The following is a 23,204-nucleotide window of genomic DNA, read 5'->3' on the forward strand; positions in this document are numbered from 1 at the left end:
CCCTGCCCGTCGGCGCGAGGATGGCCGCTGCCCCTCAAGCCTGATAAAATCGCGCGCCTTCGCAGACCGGCAATGGCTGGGCTCCCGGAATAATTCGTACAACGGTTATTCAATGGCCCCAGCGTCGGTCGTTACCCAGAAATCCCCCCTAAAGGCCTGGATCATGAGCAAGCAACCCTCCCTGAGCTACAAGGACGCCGGTGTAGACATCGACGCCGGTGAAGCATTGGTCGAACGCATCAAGAGCGTCGCCAAGCGCACTGCGCGTCCGGAAGTCATGGGCGGCCTGGGCGGTTTCGGCGCCCTCTGCGAGATCCCGGCCGGCTACAAGCAACCGGTCCTGGTCTCGGGCACCGACGGCGTCGGCACCAAGCTGCGCCTGGCCCTGAACCTGAACAAGCACGACAGCATCGGCATCGACCTGGTAGCCATGTGCGTGAACGACCTGGTGGTCTGCGGCGCCGAGCCACTGTTCTTCCTCGACTACTACGCCACCGGCAAGCTCAACGTCGACACCGCCGCCCAGGTCGTGACCGGCATCGGCGCCGGCTGTGAGCTGTCCGGCTGCTCCCTGGTCGGCGGCGAAACCGCTGAAATGCCTGGCATGTACGAAGGCGAAGACTACGACCTGGCCGGCTTCTGCGTCGGCGTCGTGGAAAAGGCCGAGATCATCGACGGCTCGAAAGTCGCCGCTGGTGATGCCCTGCTCGCCCTGCCGTCCTCCGGCCCGCACTCCAATGGCTACTCGCTGATCCGCAAGATCATCGAAGTCTCGGGTGCCGACATCGAAAACACCCAGCTCGACGGCAAGCCACTGGCCGACCTGCTGATGGCCCCGACCCGCATCTACGTCAAGCCGCTGCTCAAGCTGATCAAGGACACCGGTGCCGTCAAGGCCATGGCCCACATCACCGGTGGTGGCCTGCTGGACAACATTCCGCGCGTACTGCCAAAAGGCGCCCAGGCCGTGGTCGACGTGGCGAGCTGGACCCGCCCGGCGGTGTTCGACTGGCTGCAAGAGAAAGGCAACGTCGATGAAACCGAAATGCACCGCGTGCTGAACTGCGGCGTGGGCATGGTCATCTGCGTGGCCCAGGAGCACGTCGAGACGGCCCTGAACGTACTGCGTGAAGCCGGCGAGCAGCCTTGGGTCATCGGTCAGATCGCCACCGCGGCCGAAGGCGCTGCACAGGTCGAGCTGAAAAACCTTAAGGCGCACTGATGTCCGCAACCTGTGACGTGGTGGTGCTGCTGTCCGGCACCGGCAGTAACTTGCAGGCCTTGATCGACAGCACGCGGACCGGCGACAGCCCGGTCCGTATCCGCGCGGTGATTTCCAACCGCGCCGATGCCTACGGCCTGCAACGCGCCAAGGAGGCGGGTATCGACACCCGCGTCCTGGATCACAAGGCGTTCGAGGGCCGCGAAGCCTTCGACGCCGCGCTGATCGAACAGATCGACACCTTCAATCCGCAACTGGTGGTACTCGCTGGCTTCATGCGCATCCTCAGCGCTGGCTTCGTGCGTCACTACCAGGGCCGCCTGTTCAATATCCATCCCTCGCTGCTGCCCAAATACAAAGGGTTACACACTCACCAGCGCGCGCTGGAGGCCGGAGACACGGAGCACGGCTGCTCTGTGCACTTTGTCACCGAGGAACTCGATGGCGGACCACTGGTCGTACAGGCAGTAATACCGGTAGAGTTGCACGACACGCCGCAAAGCCTGGCGCAACGGGTTCACGCCCGCGAGCACCAGATCTACCCGATGGCCGTGCGTTGGTTTGCCGAAGGAAGGCTGACCCTCGACGATCGCGGTGCCTCACTGGACGGCCAGTTGCTCGCCGCCAGCGGCCATTTGATTCGATACTAGGAGATTTTATGCGTCGCGCCCTGCTCTTCGCTTGCGCTCTGCTCGCCTTGTCCCTGGCACAGGCCGCAGAACTACAACCGTTCTCCGCCAGCTACACCGCCGACTGGAAACAGTTGCCCATGAGCGGCACTGCCGAGCGCAGCCTGACCAAGGAAGCCAACGGCACCTGGAAGCTGAGCTTCAAGGCTTCGATGATGATCGCCAGCCTGACCGAAGAAAGCACCCTGACCCTGGACAAGGACACGCTGCTGCCACAGTCCTACCACTTCGAACGCGGTGGCCTGGGCAAAGCCAAGAAGGCCGACCTGGACTTCGACTGGAACACCAAGATGGTCACCGGCACCGATCGCGGTGACGCGGTCAAGCTGCCGCTCAACCGTGGCATGGTCGATAAATCCACCTACCAGTTGGCCCTGCAGCACGACGTGGCGGCCGGCAAGAAAAGCATGAGCTATCAGGTCGTCGATGATGGCGAAATCGATACCTATGACTTCCGCGTCCTGGGCTCGGAAAAGGTCGACACCAAGGCCGGCCAGATCGACGCGATCAAGGTCGAGCGCGTGCGCGATCCGACACAAAGCAAGCGCATCACCGTGCTCTGGTTCGCCAAGGACTGGGACTACCTGCTGGTGCGCCTGCAACAGGTCGAGACCGACGGCAAGGAGTACAACATCATGCTCCTGGACGGTACGGTCAATGGCAAGGCTGTGAAAGGCAGCTGATCGACGCCGATAACAAGAAGCCCCGCACATGCGGGGCTTTTTATTGCCCGAGCTTCAAGCCCACAGGGGTTTTGCTTTCGCTCAAGGCTTGCCGCTGCAACATGAAACCTTTTTCACAAACAACACCTGCGACCGAATGCCGCGCACCGCCTGGCCTGCAGGACTGCTGCGATTTTCATGAAAACTTCTTAACGCGCCGAAGCATTTACTTAGCACGCTACCAAAATCTATAACAAAGCCCTGCACACGCCTTGCTGCAGATAACAGAGATTGGAGCTTGCAAGATGACTGTGAAAGTAACTGAACGCGACGACGCCCACATGTCCCACGAAGGCATTGCCGCCGGTATCCGGATCTGGGATGTGCATCAACAAGATCTGCTGGTGGGGATGTTCCACTCCGAAACGGACGCCCACAGCTACAAGGCTGAGCTGGAGCGTGAGGAACGGCAGCGCTCGCGTGAGACCGCAGAGTCCTGAACAACACAAACCCCTATGGGACTTGTGCCTGTGGGAGCAAAGCTTGCTCCCACAGATCTCATAGATCCCTACAGATATTCCCTCAGGCCTTCCACAGGCTTTGTGTTCAGCTCAAAGGCTGCGCCCCGCTTACCACATCAAATCATCAGGAATCTGATACGCCGCATACGGATCATCAGCATCCACTTCTTCGGTCTGAGTGTTGAGCTGAACGATGCGCTGGGGGTCGCGTTCCTGGATCTTCAGGGCCGCCTCGCGCGGGATCACTTCGTAGCCGCCAGCATGGTGGACAATCGCCAGCGAGCCACTGCTCAGCTTGTTGCGCATCAGAGTGTTGACCGAGATGCGCTTGACCTTCTTGTCGTCGACGAAGTTGTAATAGTCCTCAGTGGTCAGCTTCGGCAGGCGCGAGACTTCGATCAATTGCTTGATCTGCGCGGCCCGAGCCTTCTGCTCGACCTTTTCCTGCTGCTGACGGTTGAGTTCCTGGTCGCGCTTGACCTTCTCGGCCATGGCCTCCTGGGCGGCACGCTGCTGGGAGTCATCCAGTTCGATCTGGCCTTTATGGGCCAGGCGTTGCTGCTTCTGTTTCTCTTTGCCGACCTGCTTGGCCTGCTTTTGGTTGACCAGCCCTGCTTTGAGCAACTGGTCGCGAAGGGAAAGGCTCATGGTGCTTACTCACTTAGGCAACGGCCTCAGCCACAGCTGGGCAAATTCTTTTCCTGACGTTTGGCTTCGCCCCACAAGGCGTCCAACTCTTCGAGGGTGCAATCTTCCATGGGACGGTGGGTGTCGCGCAATGCCTGTTCGATAAATCGGAACCGTCGCTCGAATTTTCCGTTGGCGTCGCGCAGGGAGGTTTCCGGGTCGACCTTGAGGTGGCGAGCCAGGTTCACCACGCTGAACAGCAGGTCGCCGATCTCGTCGCTGATGGCCACCGGATCGTTGTCGGCCATGGCTTCGAGCACTTCGTCCAATTCCTCCCGGACTTTGTCGAGCACCGGCAACGGGCCTGGCCAGTCGAAACCAACCTGAGCCGCACGCTTTTGCAGCTTCGCCGAACGGGACAACGCCGGCAGCGCCCCCGGCACATCGTCGAGCAACGATAATTGCTCGGGCACCGCGGCTTTCTCGGCCCGTTCCTCTGCCTTGATTTCCTCCCAGCGCTGCTTGACCTGTTCTTCGCTCAGGCGCGGGATATCCACGGGCGCATACAGGTCACCGGTAGGAAACACATGGGGATGTCGGCGGATCAACTTGCGGGTGATGCTGTCGACCACGCCAGCGAATTCAAAGCGGTTTTCTTCCCGGGCCAACTGGCTGTAATACACCACTTGAAACAACAGGTCGCCCAACTCGCCCTGCAAGTGATCGAAATCGCCGCGCTCGATGGCATCGGCCACTTCGTAGGCTTCTTCCAGGGTATGGGGGACGATGGTCGCGTAGGTTTGCTGGATGTCCCACGGGCAGCCGTACTGCGGGTCCCGCAGGCGGTTCATCAGGTGGAGCAGGTCTTCGAGGCTGTACATTAAATTCGTCTCATCACACAAAGCCCAGCGGGAAATAATCCATAGGAACAGCCTGTGGTGAGAGCGCCTGTGGGAGCAAAGCTTGCTCGCGATAACGGTGGGTCAGTCCCCATATAGGTTGGGTCCACCACCGCAATCGCGAGCAAGCTTTGCTCCCACAGACACCCACATTTTCGGACTGCGCTTAACCCGGCGTCCGGTTACGCCGGGTCTCGATGATGTTTGGCAACTGGGAAATCCGCCCCAGCAACCGCCCCAGCGCATCCAGCCCCGGAATCTCGATGGTCAGGGACATCAGCGCGGTGTTGTCTTCCTTGTTCGAACGGGTGTTGACCGCCAGCACGTTGATCCGCTCGTTCAGCAACACCTGGGAAACGTCACGCAGCAGACCGGATCTATCGTAGGCGCGGATGACGATGTCCACCGGGTAGGTGAGCACCGGCACCGGCCCCCAACTGACCTGGATGATCCGCTCCGGCTCGCGACCGGCCAGTTGCAGCACCGAGGCACAGTCCTGGCGGTGAATGCTCACACCACGACCCTGGGTGATGTAGCCGACGATCGCATCCCCCGGCAATGGCTGGCAGCAGCCGGCCATCTGGGTCATCAGGTTGCCCACGCCCTGGATCTGGATATCGCCGCGCTTGCCTGGCTTGTAGCCGGTGGCCTTGCGCGGGATCAGCTCCAGTTGCTCGTTGCCCCGCTCCGGCTCCACCAGTTGCTGGGCCAGGTTGACCAACTGCGCCAGGCGCAGATCGCCGGCCCCGAGGGCGGCGAACATGTCCTCGGCGGTTTTCATGTTGGCTTTTTCGGCCAGCTTGTCGAAATCCACCTGCGGCAGGCCCAGGCGCCCGAGTTCACGCTCGAGCAAGGTCTTGCCGGCGGCGACGTTCTGGTCGCGAGCCTGCAACTTGAACCAGTGGACGATTTTCGCCCGCGCCCGCGAGGTGGTGATGTAGCCCAGGTTCGGGTTCAGCCAGTCACGGCTCGGCGTACCGTGCTTGCTGGTGATGATCTCGACCTGTTCACCGGTCTGCAGGCTGTAGTTGAGCGGCACGATCCGCCCATTGATCTTGGCGCCACGGCAGTTGTGGCCGATCTCGGTGTGGACCCGGTAGGCGAAATCCAGCGGCGTCGCGCCCTTGGGCAGGTCGATGGCGTGGCCGTCGGGGGTGAAGATATAGACCCGGTCCGGTTCGATGTCGACGCGTAGCTGTTCGGCCAGGCCGCCGATGTCACCCAGTTCCTCATGCCACTCGAGCACCTGGCGCAGCCAGGAGATTTTCTCTTCGTAATGGTTGGACCCGGACTTGACGTCGGTGCCCTTGTACTTCCAGTGGGCGCAGACGCCCAGCTCGGCCTCCTCGTGCATGGCATGGGTGCGGATCTGCACTTCCAGTACCTTGCCCTCGGGGCCGATCACGGCGGTGTGCAACGAGCGATAGCCGTTTTCCTTGGGGTTGGCGATGTAGTCGTCGAACTCCTTCGGAATGTGCCGCCACAAGGTATGGACGATCCCCAGCGCGGTGTAGCAGTCGCGCATTTCCGGGACCAGTACACGAACGGCGCGAACGTCGTAGATCTGGCTGAATTCCAGGCCCTTGCGCTGCATTTTTCGCCAGATCGAGTAGATGTGCTTGGCCCGGCCACTGATGTCGGCTACCACGCCGGTGGCCTGCAACTCTTCGCGCAACTGGGTCATCACGTCGGTGATGAAGCGCTCGCGATCCAGCCGCCGCTCATGCAACAGCTTGGCGATCTGCTTGTATTGGTCGGGCTCCAGGTAGCGGAAGGACAAGTCCTCCAGCTCCCACTTGATATGACCGATGCCGAGACGGTGGGCCAGGGGTGCATAAATGTCGAACACCTCCCGGGCGACGCGATTGCGTTTTTCGTCATCGGCAGACTTCACGGCGCGGATGGCGCAGGTGCGTTCGGCCAGCTTGATCAGCGCGACACGCACGTCGTCGACCATCGCCACCAGCATCTTGCGCAGGTTTTCCACCTGGCCCTGAGTACCCAGCACCATGGACTGGCGCGGGCTGAGGCTCGCGCTGATGGCGGCCATGCGCAGCACGCCGTCGATCAGCTTGGCCACCACCGTGCCAAAGCGCTGGCTGACCACCGGTAGCTGGATCTGCCCTTCGCGCACGCCGCGGTACAGCACCGCCGCCACCAGGGAGTCCTGGTCGAGCTTGAGGTCAGCGAGAATTTCAGCGATCTCCAGGCCCGTCTGGAAACTCGAGGTGCCTTCGGACCACAGGTTCTTCGCCGCATTGTGCTGCTGCTCCGCCTCGCGAGCGAACTCGCAGGCGGCTTTCAAGGCTTCGCGATCCAGTGCCATGTCGACGCTGACCGCATGATCGAGCCAAGCCTCGAGATTGATACTGCCGTCGGTGTTGATCGGCTGGTGTGCTCTCACCTGTACCATCTTTACTTACCTTCCCTACGACGCAGATTCAATGCGTCAACTTCGCTGACCTTCATGCCCGTGTTTGCGCCCAGGACTGTGGCGGGTTGGCACGAACGGGTCAGTCGGACAAGCCATCCTGGCTCGCTTCAAATAACGCCATGGCCTCGACATGCGCCGTTTGAGGAAACATATCGAGAATCCCGGCACGTTTTAACCGGTAGCCCTGCTTGATCAGTTCGACCGCATCCCTGGCCAAAGTTGCCGGGTTGCACGATACATAGACCAACCGCTTGGCACCCAGGGACGACAGCTTGCGCACCACCTCGAAAGCACCGTCACGGGGTGGGTCCAAGAGTACCGCAGAAAAGCCTTCGCCGATCCATTCGGCATCGGCCAGAGGCTGGGATAAATCAGCCTGAAAAAAGGCAGTGTTATTCAAATTGTTGCTGACGGCATTGACCGCCGCACGATCCACCATGGTTTGCACGCCTTCGACGGCCACTACCTGGCGCACGCTTTGGGCCAGCGGCAAGGCAAAATTGCCCAGGCCGCAGAACAGATCCAGCACCCGTTCCTCGGGTCGCGGCGCCAGCCATTGCAAGGCTTGGGCGATCATCGCTTCATTGACCCCGGCGTTCACCTGGATGAAATCCCCGGGCCGGTACGCCAGCTCAAGGTCCCAGGCGTCCAGGCGAAACCCCAGGGCCTGCCCAGGCTCGACCGGTTGCGGCTCACCTTCACCGTGCAACCACAACTGGGCTTCATGGAACGCGCAGAAGTCCTTGAGGATCGTCAGGTCGGCCTCCGACAGCGGCGCCATGTGACGCAGCAATACCGCGAGGGACGAACCGGCGAACAATTCCACATGCCCCAGCGCCTGGGGTTTGCTCAAGCGACGCAGCATCTCCGGCAGGCGGCTCATGATCGGCTGCAAGGGCTGTACCAGCACCGGGCAATCACCGATGGCAACGATGTCCTGGCTGCCGACGGCACGGAAACCGACTTCGAGTTTTTTCGCCTTCTGGTCCCAGCGCACCGCCACCCGGGCGCGACGCCGATAACCGAACTCCGGCCCGCTCAGGGGAGCGGCCCATTCCTCTGGCACCACCCCGGCCACCCGCGACAACTGCTCGGCGAGCATGCGCTGTTTCAGGGCGAGTTGTTCGTCATGGGGCAAATGTTGGACGCTGCAACCGCCGCAACGACCGGCATGGATGCACGGCGCCGCGCGACGCAGTTCACTGGGCAGGAACACCCGCTCGGTGCGCGCCTCGACCACTTTGCCATGGGCACCGAGCACCCGCGCCTCGACTTCTTCGCCGGCCAGGGCGCCGATTACAAACCAGGTGCGCCCGTCAACAAAGGCAATGCCCCGGCCATCGTTGGCCAGGCGCTCAATGGTCAAGCGCTGCTTTTTACCGGTGGGCACTTGCGGGGCCCGGCTTCCGCCGCTGGGCTGGAAGCGCAAGCCTCTTTCTTGCTTGGCCATCAGTTGGGCGCGTCGAAAATGCCGGTCGACAGGTAACGGTCGCCACGGTCGCAGATGATCGCGACGATCACCGCATTCTCAACTTCCTTGGACAGGCGCAGCATCCCCGCCACGGCACCGCCCGAAGACACGCCGCAGAAGATGCCTTCTTCGCGAGCCAGGCGACGGGTCACGTCCTCGGCTTCGCTCTGGGCCATGTCGATGATGCGATCCACGCGCTCGGCCTGGTAGATCTTCGGCAGATACTCCTCGGGCCAGCGACGAATGCCGGGGATGGCCGAGCCTTCCATCGGTTGCAGGCCGATGATCTGCACGTTCGGGTTCTGTTCTTTCAGGTAGCGCGAGGTGCCCATGATGGTACCGGTGGTGCCCATCGAGCTGACGAAATGGGTGATGGTGCCGTCGGTCTGGCGCCAGATCTCAGGGCCGGTGGTGGTGTAGTGAGCTTCTGGATTGTCGCCGTTGGCGAACTGATCCAGCACCTTGCCACGCCCTTCGGCCTGCATGCGCTCGGCCAGGTCCCGGGCGCCCTCCATGCCCTCCTCCTGAGTCACCAGGATCAACTCGGCACCGTAGGCCGTCATCGCCGCCTTGCGCTCGGCGCTGGAGTTGTCGGGCATGATCAGGATCATCTTGTAGCCCTTGATCGCCGCCGCCATCGCCAAGGCTATACCGGTGTTGCCGGAAGTTGCCTCAATCAACGTATCGCCGGGCTGGATCTGCCCGCGCAGTTCGCCACGGGTGATCATCGACAGCGCCGGCCGGTCCTTGACCGAACCCGCCGGGTTATTCCCTTCGAGCTTGAGCAAAAGCGTATTGGTGGTCACGCCGGGCAAGCGTTGCAAACGGACCAGCGGAGTGTTGCCGACGCAATCGGCGATGGTTGGGTACTGCAGAGTCATGGCGTATTCGCAATCCGGACTGCGGGGGCACCTATCATACCGGCAAACCCGGCGAGGCCATATCACGCAAAGTAAGGGGTTTATGGCTTATGGGAATAAGCGAGGCGAAAGCCGAGCGCGCGCCTGTGGCGAGGGAGTGAATTTTACAAAGATCACCCGCCCGCAAATCGCTACACTGCGCAGGTAATGCGTGCCGGATGCGCGCACCGCTCAATCAGACGCTGGATGCAGGAGACAAGTGTGCTCAAGAAACTGGGAATCAAAGGCCGCGTGCTGTTGCTGACCCTGTTGCCAACCAGCCTGATGGCGCTGGTCCTGGGCGGCTATTTCACCTGGATGCAGCAATCGGACCTGCACGCCCAGTTGTTGCAACGTGGCGAGATGATCGCCGAACAACTTGCGCCGCTGGTCGCCCCGGCCATGAGCCGCCAGGACACCGATCTGCTGGAGCGCATCGCCACCCAGTCCCTGGAGCAGACGGACGTACGCGCCGTGACCTTCCTTGCTCCCGACCGCGCGCCGCTGGCCCACGCCGGCCCGACCATGCTCAACCGGGCGCCGGAGGGCAACAGCACGCAGCTACTGCAACGCACCGGCAACGACGCCACGCGCTACCTGCTGCCGGTATTCGGCAAGCACCGCAACCTGGCGGGCGAACTGATTCCCGAAGAAGCCGACCGCCTGTTGGGCTGGGTCGAACTGGAGTTGTCCCACAGCGGCATGTTGCTGCGCGGCTATCGCAGCCTGTTCGCCAGCCTGCTGCTGATCGCCGCCGGCCTGGGCCTGACCGCGTTGCTGGCCCTGCGCATGGGCCGCACGATCAACCGTCCACTGAGCCAGATCAAGCAGGCCGTGGCGCAACTCAAGGACGGCCATCTGGAAACCCGCCTGCCGCCGCTGGGTAGCCAGGAGCTGGATGAACTGGCCTCGGGCATCAACCGCATGGCCAGTACCTTGCAGAACGCCCAGGAAGAATTGCAGCACAGCATCGACCAGGCCACCGAAGACGTGCGCCAGAATCTGGAAACCATCGAGATCCAGAACATCGAGCTGGACCTGGCCCGCAAGGAAGCCCTGGAAGCGAGCCGGATCAAATCCGAATTCCTGGCGAACATGAGCCATGAAATCCGCACGCCGCTCAACGGTATCCTCGGTTTTACCCACCTGTTGCAGAAAAGCGAACTGACCCCGCGCCAGCTCGACTACCTGGGCACCATCGAAAAATCCGCCGACAGTCTGCTGGGGATCATCAACGAGATCCTCGACTTTTCGAAGATCGAGGCCGGCAAGCTGGTGCTCGACAGCATTCCGTTCAACCTGCGCGACCTGCTGCAGGACACCCTGACCATCCTCGCCCCCGCCGCCCACGCCAAGCAGCTGGAACTGGTGAGCCTGGTCTACCGTGACACGCCGTTGTCGCTGGTGGGCGATCCGCTGCGCCTCAAGCAGATCCTCACCAACCTGGTGAGCAACGCCATCAAGTTCACCCGCGAGGGCACCATCGTCGCCCGGGCCATGCTCGAAGACGAGCACGAAGACAGCGTGCAGTTGCGCATCAGCATCCAGGACACGGGTATCGGCCTGTCCAACCAGGATGTGCGAGCGCTGTTCCAGGCGTTCAGCCAGGCTGACAACTCGCTGTCGCGGCAACCGGGTGGCACCGGACTGGGACTGGTGATATCCAAGCGCCTGGTGGAACAGATGGGCGGTGAGATCGGCGTCGACAGCACACCGGGCGAGGGTTCGGAGTTCTGGATCAGCCTGCGCCTGCCCAAGACCCGTGACGATGCCGAGGACCTGCCTGGCCCGCCTTTGCTGGGCCGGCGCGTGGCGGTGCTGGAGAATCACGAACTGGCCCGCCAGGCCTTGCAGCACCAGCTCGAGGACTGCGGCCTGCAAGTGACGCCGTTCAACACCCTGGAGAGCCTGACCAACGGCATCACGGTAGCTCATCAGACTGATAAGGCCATCGATCTGGCCGTACTGGGCATCACCAGCAACGACATGCCGCCGGAGCGCCTCAACCAGCACATCTGGGACCTTGAGCACCTGGGCTGCAAAGTACTCGTGCTGTGCCCCACCACCGAACAGACCCTGTACCACCTCTCGGTGCCCAACCCTCACAGCCAGCTCCAGGCCAAGCCGGCCTGCACCCGCAAGTTGCGCCGCTCGCTGTCCGACCTGGTCAACCCACGCCCGACCCGCAGCGAACCCCACGAGCCGGTTTCCAGCCGCGCCCCGAAAGTGCTGTGCGTGGACGACAACCCGGCCAACCTGTTGCTGGTGCAGACCCTGCTCGAAGACATGGGCGCCAAGGTGCTGGCGGTGGAAAGCGGCTACGCGGCGGTGAAGGCCGTGCAGAAGGAAACCTTCGACCTGGTCTTGATGGACGTGCAGATGCCCGGCATGGACGGTCGCCAGAGCACCGAGGCGATCCGCCAGTGGGAAAGCGAGCGGCACTGCACGCCGCTGCCGATCGTCGCCCTCACCGCCCACGCCATGGCCAACGAAAAGCGCGCCCTGCTGCAAAGCGGCATGGACGACTACCTGACCAAACCCATCAGTGAACGGCAACTGGCCCAGGTGGTGCTCAAATGGACCGGCCTGGCCCTGCGCAACCAATCGCCGGAGCGCAGCGGCGACGCTCAGGGCGGCAGCGAACTGCTGGTGCTCGATCACGAAGAAGGCCTGCGCCTGGCCGCCGGCAAGGCCGATCTGGCGGCGGACATGCTGGCGATGCTGCTGGCCTCCCTGGAAGCCGACCGCGAAGCGATCCGCCAGGCCAGCGAGGCCAACGATCACAACGCGCTGATTGAACGGGTCCATCGCCTGCACGGCGCCACCCGTTACTGCGGCGTACCGCAATTGCGGGCGGCCTGTCAGCGCAGCGAAACCCTGCTCAAGCAACAGGATCCCAAGGCCGCCGCCGCCCTGGAAGAATTGGAGCGGGCCATCAACCGCCTGGCGAGCGAGGCGCGTATCAGCGCCTGATCCAGGGCAATGGCGACCGGAGCGATGGCGGTTAAGCTGGATCTATACCAATGCCAGGAGGCCGCCATGCGCGTGATTTTTTTCAGCAGCCAGACCTACGACCGCGACAGCTTCACCCAGGCCCCGACGCCCGCGGGCCTTCAATTGCAATTCCAGCCCGCCCGCCTGAACCTCGACACCGTGGCCCTGGCCGAACGGCATGAAGTGGTGTGCGCCTTCATCAATGATGACCTCAGCGCCCCGGTGCTGGAGCGGCTGGCCGAAGGCGGCACACGGCTGATCGCCCTGCGCTCGGCCGGCTACAACCATGTCGATCTGCTCGCCGCCAAGCGCCTGGGCTTGAGTATCGTCCGGGTTCCGGCCTACTCGCCCCATGCCGTGGCCGAACATGCCGTGGCATTGATCATGGCCCTCAATCGCTGCCTGCACCGCGCCTACAACCGCACCCGGGACGGCAATTTCAGCCTCCATGGGCTAACCGGGTTCGACCTGGTGGGCAAGACCGTCGGAGTGATCGGCACCGGGCAGATTGGCGCTACGTTCGCGCGGATCATGGCCGGCTTCGGTTGCCAACTGCTGGCCTACGACCCCTACCCCAACCCGCAGGTCGAAGCCTTGGGCGCCCGCTACCTGCCCTTGGCCGATCTGCTCGCGCAAGCGCAGATCATCAGCCTGCATTGCCCGCTGAACGAACAGAGCCGGCATCTGATCAACGCTCAATCGCTTGCCGCGATGCAACGCGGCGCCATGCTGATCAACACCGGACGCGGCGGCCTGGTGGACACACCGGCCTTGATCGAGGCCTTGAAAAGCGGCCAGTTGGGCTACCTGGGCCTGGATGTGTACGAGGAAGAGGCCCAGTTGTTTTTCAAGGACCGCTCCGACCTGCCCTTGCAGGATGACGTGCTGGCCCGGCTATTGACCTTTCCCAACGTGATCGTTACCGCCCACCAGGCGTTCCTGACCCATGAAGCGTTGGCAGCGATTGCCATGACCACCCTGGACAACATCGCGGCCTGGGCGGCCGGCACGCCGCAGAACCTGGTAGACAGCTAACCCTTGAGCCGGCACAAACCCTGTGGGAGCGAGCTTGCTCGCGATGGCGGTGCATCAGCCGGCCTCGATGTTGACTGACACACTGCCATCGCGAGCAAGCTCGCTCCCACAGGGGATGGAGTTTCGTCGGCCTGATCTCCAGATGCCCGCCATCGAGACCATCCAAAGCCATGCCCCGTGCTAGCATGTCGCGCCTATTTGGAGGACCCATGGCCGAACATGATTTCCGCTACACCCTGATGAACCCCCAGCACACCTTGACCGAAGTCCGCGCGCTGGCGCCGGGCCGCTACCAAGTCACCGGCAATGGCGGTTCGATCCAGGCCAATGATGTGTTGCTCGTCACGCTCAAGGGCAGCAAGGACTTGTCCATGCGCCTGACCGTGGACACCGTGCGGCACCTGCTCAAGCCCATGGGCCAATGGACCGCCATGACCACCGGCCCGGTGTTCGGCGAACTGGCGATCCACACTTGGCAGGTCAACTGCGACAGCTGCGCCAAAGAACTGAGCTTCGAATTCGCCGTCGATGCCAAGCTCGGCGTCAAGGCCCAGAAACCGGCCGCCACCGCACGGATCGCCGAACTGGGCTGGACCACCGTGGGTGAAAAACACCTATGCCCGAAATGCCAGGAAGCCGCCTGATGAAACGTTTGGCCCTGTCCGCGTCGATCGGCATGAGCCTGATGGGGTGTGCCGCTGAACCTGTGCAGTTGCAACATAACCGCAGCTACATCCTGGAGTGGATCGGTGAACGGCCATTGATGGACTACAGCCACCTGACCATCACCCTTGGGGATGACGGTCGCGCCTATGGCAATGGCGGCTGCAACCACTGGTTCGCGCCCTATACCCTGGAAGGCCACCGCTTGAGCTTCGGCAAGATCGGCAGCACGCGCAAACTCTGCGCCCCGGCGGTGATGGAGCAAGAAACGCGCTTCTTGCAGGCCCTGGAAAAGGTCGAGCGCTGGGATATCTCGCCCATCGAGCAAATGCGCTTCTGGCCGGCCCAGGGCAAGCCACTGCGTTGGTGGCTGGAAGAGGGCTGAGGCCTGAGCGTCCAGGCACACCTGCTTGGACCAGGAACATGTTAATCCTGTGGCGAGGGAGCTTGCTCCCGCTGGGCTGCGAAGCGGCCCCTGGATGCATCAGTCACTTTGATGCATCAGGCAGAATGCAGGGGCCTGCTGCGCAGTCCAGCGGGAGCAAGCTCCCTCGCCACAAAAGCTCCCATGTCCACATAGGGATCACTTGAGCGCCTGCAACGCCTCAAGCCTGGCCATCACCCCCGCCGCCGTCTGCTCTCCCAGCAACTGCTCGCGCACCTTGCCCTGGTTATCGATGATGTACGTCACTGGTAGCCCTTCGCTGCGAGGCAGGTCGAAGATCTCGGCCGGATCCCGGGCCAGCACCGTGAAGCGAATCCCCAGCTTGTCGCTGGCACTCTTGAGTTCTTCGCCCTGCACCTGGTCGAAGTTGACCCCGAACACACCGACGTTGCGGCCCTTGAGCTGTTCGGCCAAGGCATTGAACTCCGGGATTTCGGTACGGCACGGCGCACACCATTCGGCCCAGTAGTTGAGCACCACCCATTGTTTGTCCAGCCGCTGCGAGGCAATGGCCTGGCCGTTCTGGTCCACGCCGTAGTCGTTCCCGCAACCGGCGAGCAACAAAATGCCGATGAATGTCAGTGCTGCCGTCAATCGCCTTGCCATGTACCAATCCTTGTCTGAATGTGAACGCTGCTGCGACCCGCCGCCTCTCTAAGGTGCTAGGGGCTTCGCGGCACAGTAGAATAGCCGCCACCTTACGCAAGATGCGACCCGCTCATGACCGATCTGACGCTTTATCACAACCCGCGCTGCTCGAAATCCCGCGGTGCGCTGGAACTGTTGGAGGCCCGTGGCCTGACGCCCACCGTGGTCCGCTACCTGGAAACCCCGCTCGACGCCGCGCACCTGGAACGCCTGCTGGCCAAGCTCGGCATCACCGCCCGGCAACTGCTGCGCACCGGCGAGGACGAATACAAAGACTTGAACCTGGCCGACGAAAGCCTGAGCCAGGCCCAGTTGATCGCGGCCATCGCCGCCCACCCGAAGCTCATGGAACGGCCGATTCTGGAAGCCGGGGAAAAGGCTATGATCGGCCGTCCGCCGGAGAAAATCCTGGAGATCCTGCCGTGACCACGCCGTACATCCTGGTGCTGTATTACAGCCGCAGCGGCTCCACCAACGAAATGGCCCGGCAGATCGCCCGTGGTGTCGAGCAGGCCGGGCTGGAAGCCAGGTTGCGTACGGTCCCGGCGATTTCTGCCGAGTGCGAAGTGGTTTCCCCGGACATCCCGGAACAAGGCCCGCTCTACGCCAGCCTCGATGACCTGAAAAACTGTGCCGGCCTGGCCTTGGGCAGCCCGACCCGGTTCGGCAACATGGCCGCGCCGCTCAAGTACTTTCTCGACGGCACCAGCAACCTGTGGCTGACCGGCGCCCTGGTGGGCAAACCGGCCGGGGTATTCACCTCCACCGCGAGCCTGCACGGCGGCCAGGAAACCACCCTGCTGTCGATGATGCTGCCGCTGTTGCATCACGGCATGCTGATCACCGGCCTGCCCTACAGCGAATCAGCCCTGATCGACACCCAGGGCGGCGGTACGCCCTATGGCCCGAGCCATCACGCCGGGGCCGACGGCAAAAGCGGCTTGAACGAACATGAGGTCGCCCTGTGCCGCGCCTTGGGTTTGCGCCTGGCGAAAACCGCCCTGTTGCTGGAGAACGGCCGTGGCTAAGAAGCCGAAGATACTGCCTTCGATCCAATGGCTGGAACCGCGCGTACGCCTCGCCCGCGTCATCAGCCTGCTGTGCTTTTTCGGCCTGGTGGGGTTGCTCTGCGCGTACTACCTGCTGATCGCCGACCTGCACGGCGCGCGCCCCTGGGTCATTCTGCTGATCGAACTGGTGCCGCTGCTGATACTCGCCCCCGGCATGCTCACCGGCAGCGCCCGCGGACACTCGTGGATGTGCTTCGTGGTGAATTTGTATTTCATCAAGGGTGCGCTGGCGGCCTATGACCCGAACCGGCAACTGTTCGGCGTGCTGGAAATGGCGGCGAGCGTGGCGGTGTTCTGCTCGGCGTTGTTGTATGTGCGTTGGCGGTTTCAGTTGAATCGGCGGTTGGCTGGCGAAGGTGAACCCTCCGTTGCCTGATAGGCCGCCATCGCGAGCAAGCTCGCTCCCGCACTGGGTCTTTGGCGTTCACAAAACCCTGTGGGAGCGAGCTTGCTCGCGATGGGTGCAACTCGGTCTCAATGATTGACGGTGTAAGCCAGCATCATCGAAATCTGCGACATCGGCCGTCCCCCACTCTCTTCATGCCACTGGTTGAAGGCATTTTGCACCGTCGCCAGGTCCCGCAGGCTGGTGGGGACCTTGTCGATGATCTCCTGGGCATTGAGCGCGGCCACGACGTCATAGCTGGGCACAAACGTATCCTTGCCCATCATCCGCAAGAAGCGCGGCGCCGACAGGCCGCCCAGTTGATGGCCGTGCTTTTTCAGGTAGGTCCACAGGCCGACGATGTCGGTCACCGGCCAGTCGGCGACCAGCGCGCCGAAGCTGCCCTTTTCATGGGCCACGTCCAATATCAGTTGCGCGTTGCGCGGCACGCTCTTGAGCTTGCCTAGATGGCGGATGATCCGCGCGTCCTGCATCAACCGCTCCAGGTGCTCGGCGCTCATCAGCACGACTTTTTCCGGGTCGAACTTGAAGAACACCTCTTCAAAGGCCGGCCACTTGGCGTCCACCAGGCTGTGCTTGAGCCCGGCGCGAAATACCCGCAGCGCCATGGTCGAAAGGTAGCGGTCGTCGCTGATCTTGCGCAATTGCGCCGGGGTCTTGGGAACCGGCAGGTGGGCTTCCAGTTCAGCCGCCGAACCGAAGCGGTTCAGACAGTACTCGTGCAGCCACTTGTAATCGCGCATGCCCTCTCCTGGGGGTTAAAATCGAGTAGGAGGCGGATTTACATCCGCCGTCCTCTCACACCACCGTACGTACGGTTCCGTATACGGCGGTTCAGGTTACACGGCTAAGCCGGTTTATCGTATCCAGTATCGAGACCAGCCCGAGTTGATCCCAGAGTTTCTTCGGTAACGCCTGATTCATATGTGACGCTCCCGAGCTCCACCATGGGCCACGGCCATTGGACGCTGACTTGCAGGCGCGCCCTTCGTCGAGCCCCAGACGCATCAGGTTACGCGCCCTCGTTGAAGGCTGCTTCCATTGACGCCAGACGATACAGCGCAGCTTGTGACGTATCCAGCCATCAAGCTGCTCCATTGCGCGCTTGCCCTGAGTTAACTTGAAATAACCCGCCCAACCACGCAACACGGGGTTTATCCGTTCGATGACGTTCGCCATCTTGCGACCCCGTGCACCACGCAGCAGCTCCCTGAGTCGGTCACGCAAGCGACGCAGGCTCATGGTTGCCACTCTCAGCTTCGGCTGTTGATGCCAGCTCATCCCATAACCCAGGTAATCACACATCCAAGACCCCGCTACTCGGCTCTTTTCCCGATTCAGCGTCAGTTTCAGACGCTGATTCAGGAAGCGCTCGACACCGGCCATCACTCGTGCACCAGCACGAGGAGTGCGCACATAGATGTTTGCATCGTCGGCGTAGCGCACGAAGCGATGACCTCGCCGTTCCAGTTCGCTGTCGAGTTCGTTGAGCAGGATGTTCGACAGCAACGGCGAAAGCGGGCCGCCTTGCGGCGCCCCTTCCTGCCGTCGGCTGACGAGTCCACCTGACATCGTTCCCGCTTCGAGGTAACGACGGATCAACGTGAGCACACGCTTGTCTTCGATTTGACGCGCCACGTAAGCCATCAGGACATCGTGGTTGACCCGATCAAAGAACTTCTCCAGATCGAGTTCCACGCACCAGCGGTGACCCGCTGCCACATGGCCGCGAGCGGTTTCGATGGCTTGGTGAGCGCTTCTGCCCGGACGAAAGCCGTAGCTGTAGTCCGAGAACAGAGGGTCGAAGATTGGCGTCAGCTGTTGCAGCAGGGCTTGTTGGATCAGGCGATCCACGACGCTGGGGATACCCAGTTGTCTTGTCCCGCCTTTGGGTTTGGGGATGTCGACGGCGCGTACACCTTGCGGGTGGTACTCACCGGCCAGCAACCGAACCTTGAGGATCGGCCAATACTGTTTCACGTAGCCCGCCAAGTCGTCGACCGTCATGCCATCGGCACCCGGTGCGCCCTTGTTGCTGACTACGCGTTGATACGCACGCCTGAGATTGGCCGGTGCAAGCACCCGCGCCATCAGCGTGTCCGGCTCCGCGTTCGTCCACGTCACAGACGCCGCCAATACCTGTGCGCTGTCAGCCGTCATCCTCGGATACTGTCCGGGACTCGGAGTAACAGTCTTCTCTGGGAGAAATTTCTGCATTTCGGTATTCAACGAGACTCTGACGCCTACTGGCGGCATAACCTGTTCGGCCCTTGGTGACGAGGTTAACCGCCACTTACTATGGCTTCGGCTGACTTCTGCACGCTCATCCCGTCGCCTCTCGACGCCCGGTAGCACAATGGCAAACGTACAGATCTCCCAGGGTAATTCGCGTGACCTTCCTGCTTATGCCTGTCGGATCTACGTCGCAGCGTTCCGTGCAAGTATTGGGCTTTGGTAGTCATTGCCACCTTACCCCGCTACGCCGCCTGATCCGCTTCCTATTCGTCAGGCCAGCATTTTGCCTCGGGCTTCCTTCAGATTCGCAGTCGCCCGCGACACCCTTGCCTCTGGCTAACACTTCCCCTTGCCGGGTGTGTAGAGGACTTTCACCTCCAAGTCACCAGCGAGGCCACCACAGCCAAGCTGGTTGCGCTTGCGCGCAACGCGCCATGCCTGGCGCACAATGAAAACGGCGCTTGAAAGCGCCGTAATAACTATCGGTAAAGTCAGAGGTTCACCACATTGACGAACCGCGGCGTGGCGTTTTCGTCGATGCGCAGGTTGGTGAAGTCGAACAGGTTGCGGTCCGCCAGTTGCGACGGAATGACATTCTGCAAGCCGCGGAAAATGCTCTCGGTACGGCCCGGGGTCTTGCGCTCCCATTCCTGGAGCATTTCCTTGACCACCTGGCGTTGCAGGTTTTCCTGGGAGCCGCACAGGTTGCAGGGGATGATCGGGAACTGCTTGAAATCCGAATAGGCCTGGATGTCTTTCTCGTTGCAATAGGCCAGCGGGCGGATCACCACATTGCGCCCGTCATCGGCGCGCAGCTTGGGCGGCATGGCCTTGAGCGAGCCGTTGTAGAACATGTTAAGGAAGAAGGTCTCGACGATGTCGTCGCGGTGGTGCCCCAGGGCCATCTTGGTTGCGCCGATCTCGTCGGCGAAGGTGTAGAGCGTTCCGCGCCGCAGGCGTGAGCACAGCGAACAGGTGGTCTTGCCTTCGGGAATCAGTTCCTTGACCACCGAATAGGTGTCTTTCTCGACGATGTGATATTCCACGCCCAGCGACTCGAGGTAGGCCGGCAGCACATGCTCGGGGAACCCGGGCTGCTTCTGGTCCATGTTCACCGCGACGATGTCGAACTTGATCGGCGCAACCTTCTGCAGATGCATCAGCACATCGAGCAAGGTGTAGCTGTCCTTGCCGCCGGACAGGCAGACCATGACCTTGTCGCCGTCCTCGATCATGTTGAAATCGGCGACCGCCTCACCGGCCTGGCGGCGCAGGCGCTTTTGCAGTTTGTTCTGGTTGACCGTAAGAGTGCCCATGACGCGAAATCCGTGAGGTGTGACGAAAGGCCGGCATTTTACGCAAAAAATCCCGGATGTGGCACCGCCCCTGCCAGCAAGGTGGCGCCCACAGATCAAGCCGCGATTAGCCTTTTCCTTTACAGCGCGATTTGCTCTAAGCCCCCCATCCCCCTCGGAGTGACTCCTTTCTATACTGCGACATAAGGTCGCACACACTTACAGACCTTTACTTACCCGGCCATTTGGCCCGTAGGCGCTCCGTTGGGGGGCGATGGCAATAACAAAGGAGTGACTGACTATGATCCATCATGTCGTGGGGCTCTTTACCCACCCTGATCAAGAATGGAAAGAAATCCGTGGCGATCAGGAGGAAAGCATCAGCCACATGTACCTCACCCACACGCTGATCCTGGCGGCCATTCCCGCGGTATCGGCATTCATCGGCACCACGCAGGTGGGATGGGTCATCGGCAATCGTCCACCGGTCATGCTCACCCAGGAAAGTGCGCTGTGGATGACCGTCATGTCGTACCTGGCCATGTTGGGCGGTGTGGCAGTGATGGGCGCCTTCATCCACTGGATGGCCCGTACCTACGATGCCAATCCGAGCCTGGCCCGTTGCGTTGCGTTCGCCACCTACACCGCGACACCTTTGTTCATCGGCGGCCTGGCGGCGCTCTACCCGCACATGTGGCTGGGGATGATCGTCGGCACGGCGGCGATCTGCTACACGGTCTACCTGCTGTATGTGGGCTTGCCGACGTTCATGAACATTCCCCAGGACGAAGGTTTTCTGTTTTCCAGTTCGGTACTCGCCGTCGGCCTGGTGGTGCTGGTGGCCATCATGGCGTTCACGGTCATCGTCTGGGGGCTGGGCGTCGGCCCGGTCTATACCAATTGAAGGATTGAAACGGTCCCGATAGTACCCTCCAATAAAAAAGCAGGATCTGCCGACACAGGCCGCCGCAAGGCGGCCTTCCTGTGTTTGGAGCTGTCGAAACGACCACTGGGCACCTGAGCGATTCGCAACGGCCGACGCTTGCGGCATACTCGGGCTTCTGGAGACCCGTAAAGCATGCTCGAGCAACTCAATACCCGCGTCGAAGAGTGTTACCAACAAGCCGAATCCTTTTTCAAACGTCCTTTCAAACGCCCGGTGGTCAGCTTCAAATTGCGTGGCCAGAAGGCTGGTGTCGCGCACCTGCATGAAAATCTGCTGCGCTTCAATCCACAGTTGTACCGGGAAAACGCCGAAGACTTCCTCAAGCAGACCGTCGCCCATGAAGTCGCGCACCTGATCGCCCACCAACTGTTTGGCGAACGCATCCAGCCCCATGGCGAGGAATGGCAACTGATCATGCGCGGGGTCTACGAACTGCCGCCCAACCGCTGTCACACCTACGCAATCAAACGCCGCAGCGTGACCCGCTACATCTACAAATGCCCCTGCGACGGCAGCGACTTCCCGTTCTCGGCCCAGCGCCACAGCCTGGTGCGCCAGGGGCGGCGGTATTTGTGCCGTAGCTGCCGCAATACCTTGGTGTTCAGTGGGGAGACGCGGGTCGAATAATCAGGCTTTGTGGTGTCTGGGCGGGCCATTTCGCGAGCAGGCTCGCTCCCACACTGGATCCATGTACAACGCAAATCCCCTGTGGGAGCGAGCTTGCTCGCGAAATGGCCCCAAAGGGCACTACAAAATCACCTTGGCATCCCGCAATTGAGCAATTCGCTGCGCACTAAACCCCAACTCCCCCAACACCTGATCCGTATGCGCCCCCACCCCCGCGCCAATATGCCGAGGCTCGGGCAACCCTTCGGAAAATCTCAACGGGCAAGCCATCTGCGCCTGGCTCGAACCATCGCCCCGGGGCACCTGAGTCACCAGCTCCCGAGCCTGTAACTGCGGATGCCGGACAGCTTCCTCCAGGCTCAGTACCGGCTCGACGCAGGCATCGATTTCTGCAAACAGGCTGCACAGCTCGGCAAAGTCATGCTTCTCGAACTCGGCCTGCAGTGCCTGCTTGAGCGCGTATTGTTGTTCAGGCTTGGGCGACAACCCCTGGGCCGCGAGCTCCGGCCGCCCCAAGGCCTCGCACAGCGCCTGCATGAAGGCCGGTTCCAGGCTGCCCACCGACATCCAGCGACCATCGCGGGTGCGGTAATAGTCATAGAAGCTGCCGCCGTTGAGCATCTGCTTTTCCCAACCCGGCTCGACACCGCAGGCCAGGTAACCGGCACCGGCCATGGCGTTGAGGCTGAACACACAGTCAGTCATGCTCACGTCCAGGTGCTGACCCTGCCCGGTTTGCTGACGGGCGATGACCGCCGCCAACAGCCCGATCACCCCGTGCAACGAACCACCGGCGATGTCTGCCGCCTGGATCCCCAGCGGCAACGGACCGCAGTCGGCACGACCGGTGTGGCTGGCCAGTCCCGCCAGGGCCAGGTAATTGATGTCGTGACCGGCGCGGTCTTTGTAGGGCCCGGTCTGGCCGTAGCCGGTGATCGACACATAGATCAGCCGCGGATTGATCGCCTTCAAGGCCTCGTACCCCAGGCCCAGTCGCTCCATCACGCCGGGGCGGAACTGTTCCAGCAGGATGTCGTAGTCCGCCAACAACTGCGTGACCACCGCCAACGCTTCCGGTTGCTTGAGGTCCAGGGCCAGGCTGCGCTTGTTGCGGTTGAGGTAGGCGTGGCTGGCCGATACCCCCTGGTCATGGGGCGGCAGTACCCGCAGCAGGTCCTGGCGGGTCGGCGACTCGATGCGCAACACCTCGGCCCCCATGTCCGCCAGCAACAGCGAGGCGAACGGGCCGGGCAGCAGGGTCGAGAAGTCCAGAACCTTGAGCGATGCCAGTGGGCCTTGCATGGGCGATCTCCGAGAGGGTGATGGTGAAAGACTAGGCAGGGGTTGAGTGCGGGGCAATTACCACAGGTGTCACTTCGAATGACGATTGCGCTCATGGCTGGCACGGAATCTTTG

At 61.9% G+C, this 23,204-nt stretch carries 23 protein-coding genes; 13 read left to right on the plus strand and 10 right to left on the minus strand.

Translation table 11 applies throughout. The features are described from left to right. Positions 1-163 precede the first annotated feature (163 nt). From purM to HU749_RS22500, 4 genes are all read left to right on the plus strand, one after another. The gene (purM, locus tag HU749_RS22485) at positions 164-1,222 is read left to right on the plus strand and encodes a phosphoribosylformylglycinamidine cyclo-ligase (RefSeq protein WP_003204658.1); all 1,059 of its coding nucleotides are present in this window, start codon (positions 164-166) and stop codon (positions 1,220-1,222) included. Further along, positions 1,222-1,872 (plus strand): phosphoribosylglycinamide formyltransferase, encoded by a 651-nt coding sequence (gene purN, locus HU749_RS22490; protein WP_014339750.1) that lies wholly within the window; start codon positions 1,222-1,224, stop codon positions 1,870-1,872. The genes purM and purN overlap by 1 nt, the downstream gene beginning before the upstream one ends. Positions 1,873-1,880: 8 nt before the next feature. After that, the gene (locus HU749_RS22495; protein WP_186652423.1) at positions 1,881-2,594 is read left to right on the plus strand and encodes a DUF3108 domain-containing protein; all 714 of its coding nucleotides are present in this window, start codon (positions 1,881-1,883) and stop codon (positions 2,592-2,594) included. 284 nt (positions 2,595-2,878) lie between these two features. Continuing rightward, the gene (locus tag HU749_RS22500) at positions 2,879-3,073 is read left to right on the plus strand and encodes a hypothetical protein (protein WP_058542578.1); all 195 of its coding nucleotides are present in this window, start codon (positions 2,879-2,881) and stop codon (positions 3,071-3,073) included. A gap of 129 nt (positions 3,074-3,202) precedes the next feature. Here the strand turns inward: HU749_RS22500 and HU749_RS22505 are convergent, their stop codons facing one another. The 5 genes from HU749_RS22505 to cysM form a co-directional block, all read right to left on the minus strand. Beyond that, a complete protein-coding gene (locus tag HU749_RS22505; RefSeq protein ID WP_003204668.1) occupies positions 3,203-3,742 on the minus strand; it encodes a DUF2058 domain-containing protein in 540 nt (179 codons plus the stop codon). 26 nt (positions 3,743-3,768) lie between these two features. Then, the gene (gene mazG / locus HU749_RS22510) at positions 3,769-4,602 is read right to left on the minus strand and encodes a nucleoside triphosphate pyrophosphohydrolase (RefSeq protein ID WP_079305472.1); all 834 of its coding nucleotides are present in this window, start codon (positions 4,600-4,602) and stop codon (positions 3,769-3,771) included. 184 nt (positions 4,603-4,786) lie between these two features. Beyond that, positions 4,787-7,033, minus strand: a complete 2,247-nt coding sequence (relA, locus tag HU749_RS22515; RefSeq protein WP_003204671.1) for a GTP diphosphokinase — start codon at positions 7,031-7,033, stop codon at positions 4,787-4,789. Between the two features lie 100 nt (positions 7,034-7,133). Further along, positions 7,134-8,504 carry a 23S rRNA (uracil(1939)-C(5))-methyltransferase RlmD gene (rlmD, locus tag HU749_RS22520; RefSeq protein WP_079305470.1) on the minus strand — a complete coding sequence of 457 codons (1,371 nt, stop codon included), beginning with the start codon at positions 8,502-8,504 and terminating at the stop codon, positions 7,134-7,136. Next, positions 8,504-9,406, minus strand: coding sequence for a cysteine synthase CysM (cysM, locus tag HU749_RS22525; protein ID WP_003204682.1), 903 nt, complete (start codon positions 9,404-9,406; stop codon positions 8,504-8,506). Before cysM ends, rlmD begins: the two co-directional genes overlap by 1 nt. 240 nt (positions 9,407-9,646) lie before the next feature. Here cysM and HU749_RS22530 point away from each other — a divergent pair, with 240 nt between their 5' ends. The 4 genes from HU749_RS22530 to HU749_RS22545 all read left to right on the plus strand — a co-directional run bounded on the left by HU749_RS22530 (position 9,647) and on the right by HU749_RS22545 (position 14,501). Next, positions 9,647-12,397 carry a response regulator gene (locus HU749_RS22530; RefSeq protein WP_079305468.1) on the plus strand — a complete coding sequence of 917 codons (2,751 nt, stop codon included), beginning with the start codon at positions 9,647-9,649 and terminating at the stop codon, positions 12,395-12,397. A gap of 66 nt (positions 12,398-12,463) precedes the next feature. After that, complete coding sequence (locus tag HU749_RS22535) at positions 12,464-13,453, plus strand: 2-hydroxyacid dehydrogenase (protein ID WP_046062522.1); 990 nt, start codon at positions 12,464-12,466, stop codon at positions 13,451-13,453. Between the two features lie 209 nt (positions 13,454-13,662). Beyond that, positions 13,663-14,097: a hypothetical protein gene (locus HU749_RS22540; protein WP_024619740.1), complete on the plus strand. Its 435-nt coding sequence runs from the start codon at positions 13,663-13,665 to the stop codon at positions 14,095-14,097. Beyond that, a complete protein-coding gene (locus HU749_RS22545) occupies positions 14,097-14,501 on the plus strand; it encodes an META domain-containing protein (protein ID WP_014339759.1) in 405 nt (134 codons plus the stop codon). Before HU749_RS22540 ends, HU749_RS22545 begins: the two co-directional genes overlap by 1 nt. Before the next feature lie 198 nt (positions 14,502-14,699). On the opposite strand, the gene HU749_RS22550 is transcribed toward HU749_RS22545, so the two are convergent. Continuing rightward, positions 14,700-15,167, minus strand: a complete 468-nt coding sequence (locus HU749_RS22550; protein WP_046062523.1) for a TlpA family protein disulfide reductase — start codon at positions 15,165-15,167, stop codon at positions 14,700-14,702. Positions 15,168-15,281: 114 nt separating this feature from the next. Between HU749_RS22550 and arsC the strand changes: the two genes are divergently transcribed. Genes arsC through HU749_RS22565 form a run of 3 tightly spaced genes read left to right on the plus strand, consistent with a single transcriptional unit; the run spans position 15,282 to position 16,655 of the window. Beyond that, on the plus strand, positions 15,282-15,635 hold the full coding sequence (arsC, locus tag HU749_RS22555; protein WP_079305466.1) for an arsenate reductase (glutaredoxin): 354 nt from the start codon (positions 15,282-15,284) through the stop codon (positions 15,633-15,635). Beyond that, positions 15,632-16,237 carry an NAD(P)H:quinone oxidoreductase gene (gene wrbA / locus HU749_RS22560; RefSeq protein ID WP_079305464.1) on the plus strand — a complete coding sequence of 202 codons (606 nt, stop codon included), beginning with the start codon at positions 15,632-15,634 and terminating at the stop codon, positions 16,235-16,237. The genes arsC and wrbA overlap by 4 nt, the downstream gene beginning before the upstream one ends. Continuing rightward, positions 16,230-16,655 carry a DUF2069 domain-containing protein gene (locus HU749_RS22565; protein ID WP_046062525.1) on the plus strand — a complete coding sequence of 142 codons (426 nt, stop codon included), beginning with the start codon at positions 16,230-16,232 and terminating at the stop codon, positions 16,653-16,655. The genes wrbA and HU749_RS22565 overlap by 8 nt, the downstream gene beginning before the upstream one ends. Before the next feature lie 98 nt (positions 16,656-16,753). Here HU749_RS22565 and HU749_RS22570 read toward each other — a convergent pair whose 3' ends face one another. The 3 genes from HU749_RS22570 to ttcA all read right to left on the minus strand — a co-directional run bounded on the left by HU749_RS22570 (position 16,754) and on the right by ttcA (position 20,236). Then, a complete protein-coding gene (locus HU749_RS22570) occupies positions 16,754-17,428 on the minus strand; it encodes a DNA-3-methyladenine glycosylase I (RefSeq protein ID WP_014339764.1) in 675 nt (224 codons plus the stop codon). A 91-nt stretch (positions 17,429-17,519) separates the two neighbouring features. Then, positions 17,520-18,941 carry a group II intron reverse transcriptase/maturase gene (ltrA, locus tag HU749_RS22575; protein ID WP_052967978.1) on the minus strand — a complete coding sequence of 474 codons (1,422 nt, stop codon included), beginning with the start codon at positions 18,939-18,941 and terminating at the stop codon, positions 17,520-17,522. A 470-nt stretch (positions 18,942-19,411) separates the two neighbouring features. Continuing rightward, positions 19,412-20,236 carry a tRNA 2-thiocytidine(32) synthetase TtcA gene (gene ttcA, locus HU749_RS22580; RefSeq protein WP_014339765.1) on the minus strand — a complete coding sequence of 275 codons (825 nt, stop codon included), beginning with the start codon at positions 20,234-20,236 and terminating at the stop codon, positions 19,412-19,414. A 280-nt stretch (positions 20,237-20,516) separates the two neighbouring features. Between ttcA and HU749_RS22585 the strand changes: the two genes are divergently transcribed. Together HU749_RS22585 and HU749_RS22590 are read left to right on the plus strand one after the other, a co-directional pair. Beyond that, entirely contained in the window at positions 20,517-21,119 is a 603-nt protein-coding gene (locus tag HU749_RS22585) for a Yip1 family protein (RefSeq protein ID WP_014339766.1), read from the plus strand. A gap of 174 nt (positions 21,120-21,293) precedes the next feature. Next, the gene (locus HU749_RS22590) at positions 21,294-21,788 is read left to right on the plus strand and encodes a SprT family zinc-dependent metalloprotease (RefSeq protein WP_014339767.1); all 495 of its coding nucleotides are present in this window, start codon (positions 21,294-21,296) and stop codon (positions 21,786-21,788) included. A 120-nt stretch (positions 21,789-21,908) separates the two neighbouring features. Here HU749_RS22590 and HU749_RS22595 read toward each other — a convergent pair whose 3' ends face one another. After that, positions 21,909-23,090 carry a CaiB/BaiF CoA transferase family protein gene (locus HU749_RS22595; RefSeq protein ID WP_095961823.1) on the minus strand — a complete coding sequence of 394 codons (1,182 nt, stop codon included), beginning with the start codon at positions 23,088-23,090 and terminating at the stop codon, positions 21,909-21,911. Positions 23,091-23,204 lie beyond the last annotated feature (114 nt).

Source organism: Pseudomonas ogarae (genome assembly GCF_014268695.2).
Taxonomy (GTDB): Bacteria; Pseudomonadota; Gammaproteobacteria; order Pseudomonadales; family Pseudomonadaceae; genus Aquipseudomonas; species Aquipseudomonas kilonensis.

Bases quoted from the DNA above. Each gene is read 5' to 3' on its own strand.
- relA (WP_003204671.1), bottom strand. From the start codon at position 7,033: ATGGTACAGGTGAGAGCACACCAGCCGATCAACACCGACGGCAGTATC.
- HU749_RS22595 (WP_095961823.1), bottom strand. From the start codon at position 23,090: ATGCAAGGCCCACTGGCATCGCTCAAGGTTCTGGACTTCTCGACCCTG.
- HU749_RS22570 (WP_014339764.1), bottom strand. From the start codon at position 17,428: ATGCGCGATTACAAGTGGCTGCACGAGTACTGTCTGAACCGCTTCGGT.
- ltrA (WP_052967978.1), bottom strand. From the start codon at position 18,941: ATGCCGCCAGTAGGCGTCAGAGTCTCGTTGAATACCGAAATGCAGAAA.
- HU749_RS22505 (WP_003204668.1), bottom strand. From the start codon at position 3,742: ATGAGCCTTTCCCTTCGCGACCAGTTGCTCAAAGCAGGGCTGGTCAAC.
- HU749_RS22540 (WP_024619740.1), top strand. From the start codon at position 13,663: ATGGCCGAACATGATTTCCGCTACACCCTGATGAACCCCCAGCACACC.
- ttcA (WP_014339765.1), bottom strand. From the start codon at position 20,236: ATGGGCACTCTTACGGTCAACCAGAACAAACTGCAAAAGCGCCTGCGC.
- rlmD (WP_079305470.1), bottom strand. From the start codon at position 8,504: ATGGCCAAGCAAGAAAGAGGCTTGCGCTTCCAGCCCAGCGGCGGAAGC.
- arsC (WP_079305466.1), top strand. From the start codon at position 15,282: ATGACCGATCTGACGCTTTATCACAACCCGCGCTGCTCGAAATCCCGC.
- mazG (WP_079305472.1), bottom strand. From the start codon at position 4,602: ATGTACAGCCTCGAAGACCTGCTCCACCTGATGAACCGCCTGCGGGAC.
- purN (WP_014339750.1), top strand. From the start codon at position 1,222: ATGTCCGCAACCTGTGACGTGGTGGTGCTGCTGTCCGGCACCGGCAGT.
- HU749_RS22545 (WP_014339759.1), top strand. From the start codon at position 14,097: ATGAAACGTTTGGCCCTGTCCGCGTCGATCGGCATGAGCCTGATGGGG.
- HU749_RS22550 (WP_046062523.1), bottom strand. From the start codon at position 15,167: ATGGCAAGGCGATTGACGGCAGCACTGACATTCATCGGCATTTTGTTG.
- purM (WP_003204658.1), top strand. From the start codon at position 164: ATGAGCAAGCAACCCTCCCTGAGCTACAAGGACGCCGGTGTAGACATC.
- HU749_RS22535 (WP_046062522.1), top strand. From the start codon at position 12,464: ATGCGCGTGATTTTTTTCAGCAGCCAGACCTACGACCGCGACAGCTTC.
- cysM (WP_003204682.1), bottom strand. From the start codon at position 9,406: ATGACTCTGCAGTACCCAACCATCGCCGATTGCGTCGGCAACACTCCG.
- HU749_RS22500 (WP_058542578.1), top strand. From the start codon at position 2,879: ATGACTGTGAAAGTAACTGAACGCGACGACGCCCACATGTCCCACGAA.
- HU749_RS22585 (WP_014339766.1), top strand. From the start codon at position 20,517: ATGATCCATCATGTCGTGGGGCTCTTTACCCACCCTGATCAAGAATGG.
- HU749_RS22590 (WP_014339767.1), top strand. From the start codon at position 21,294: ATGCTCGAGCAACTCAATACCCGCGTCGAAGAGTGTTACCAACAAGCC.
- HU749_RS22495 (WP_186652423.1), top strand. From the start codon at position 1,881: ATGCGTCGCGCCCTGCTCTTCGCTTGCGCTCTGCTCGCCTTGTCCCTG.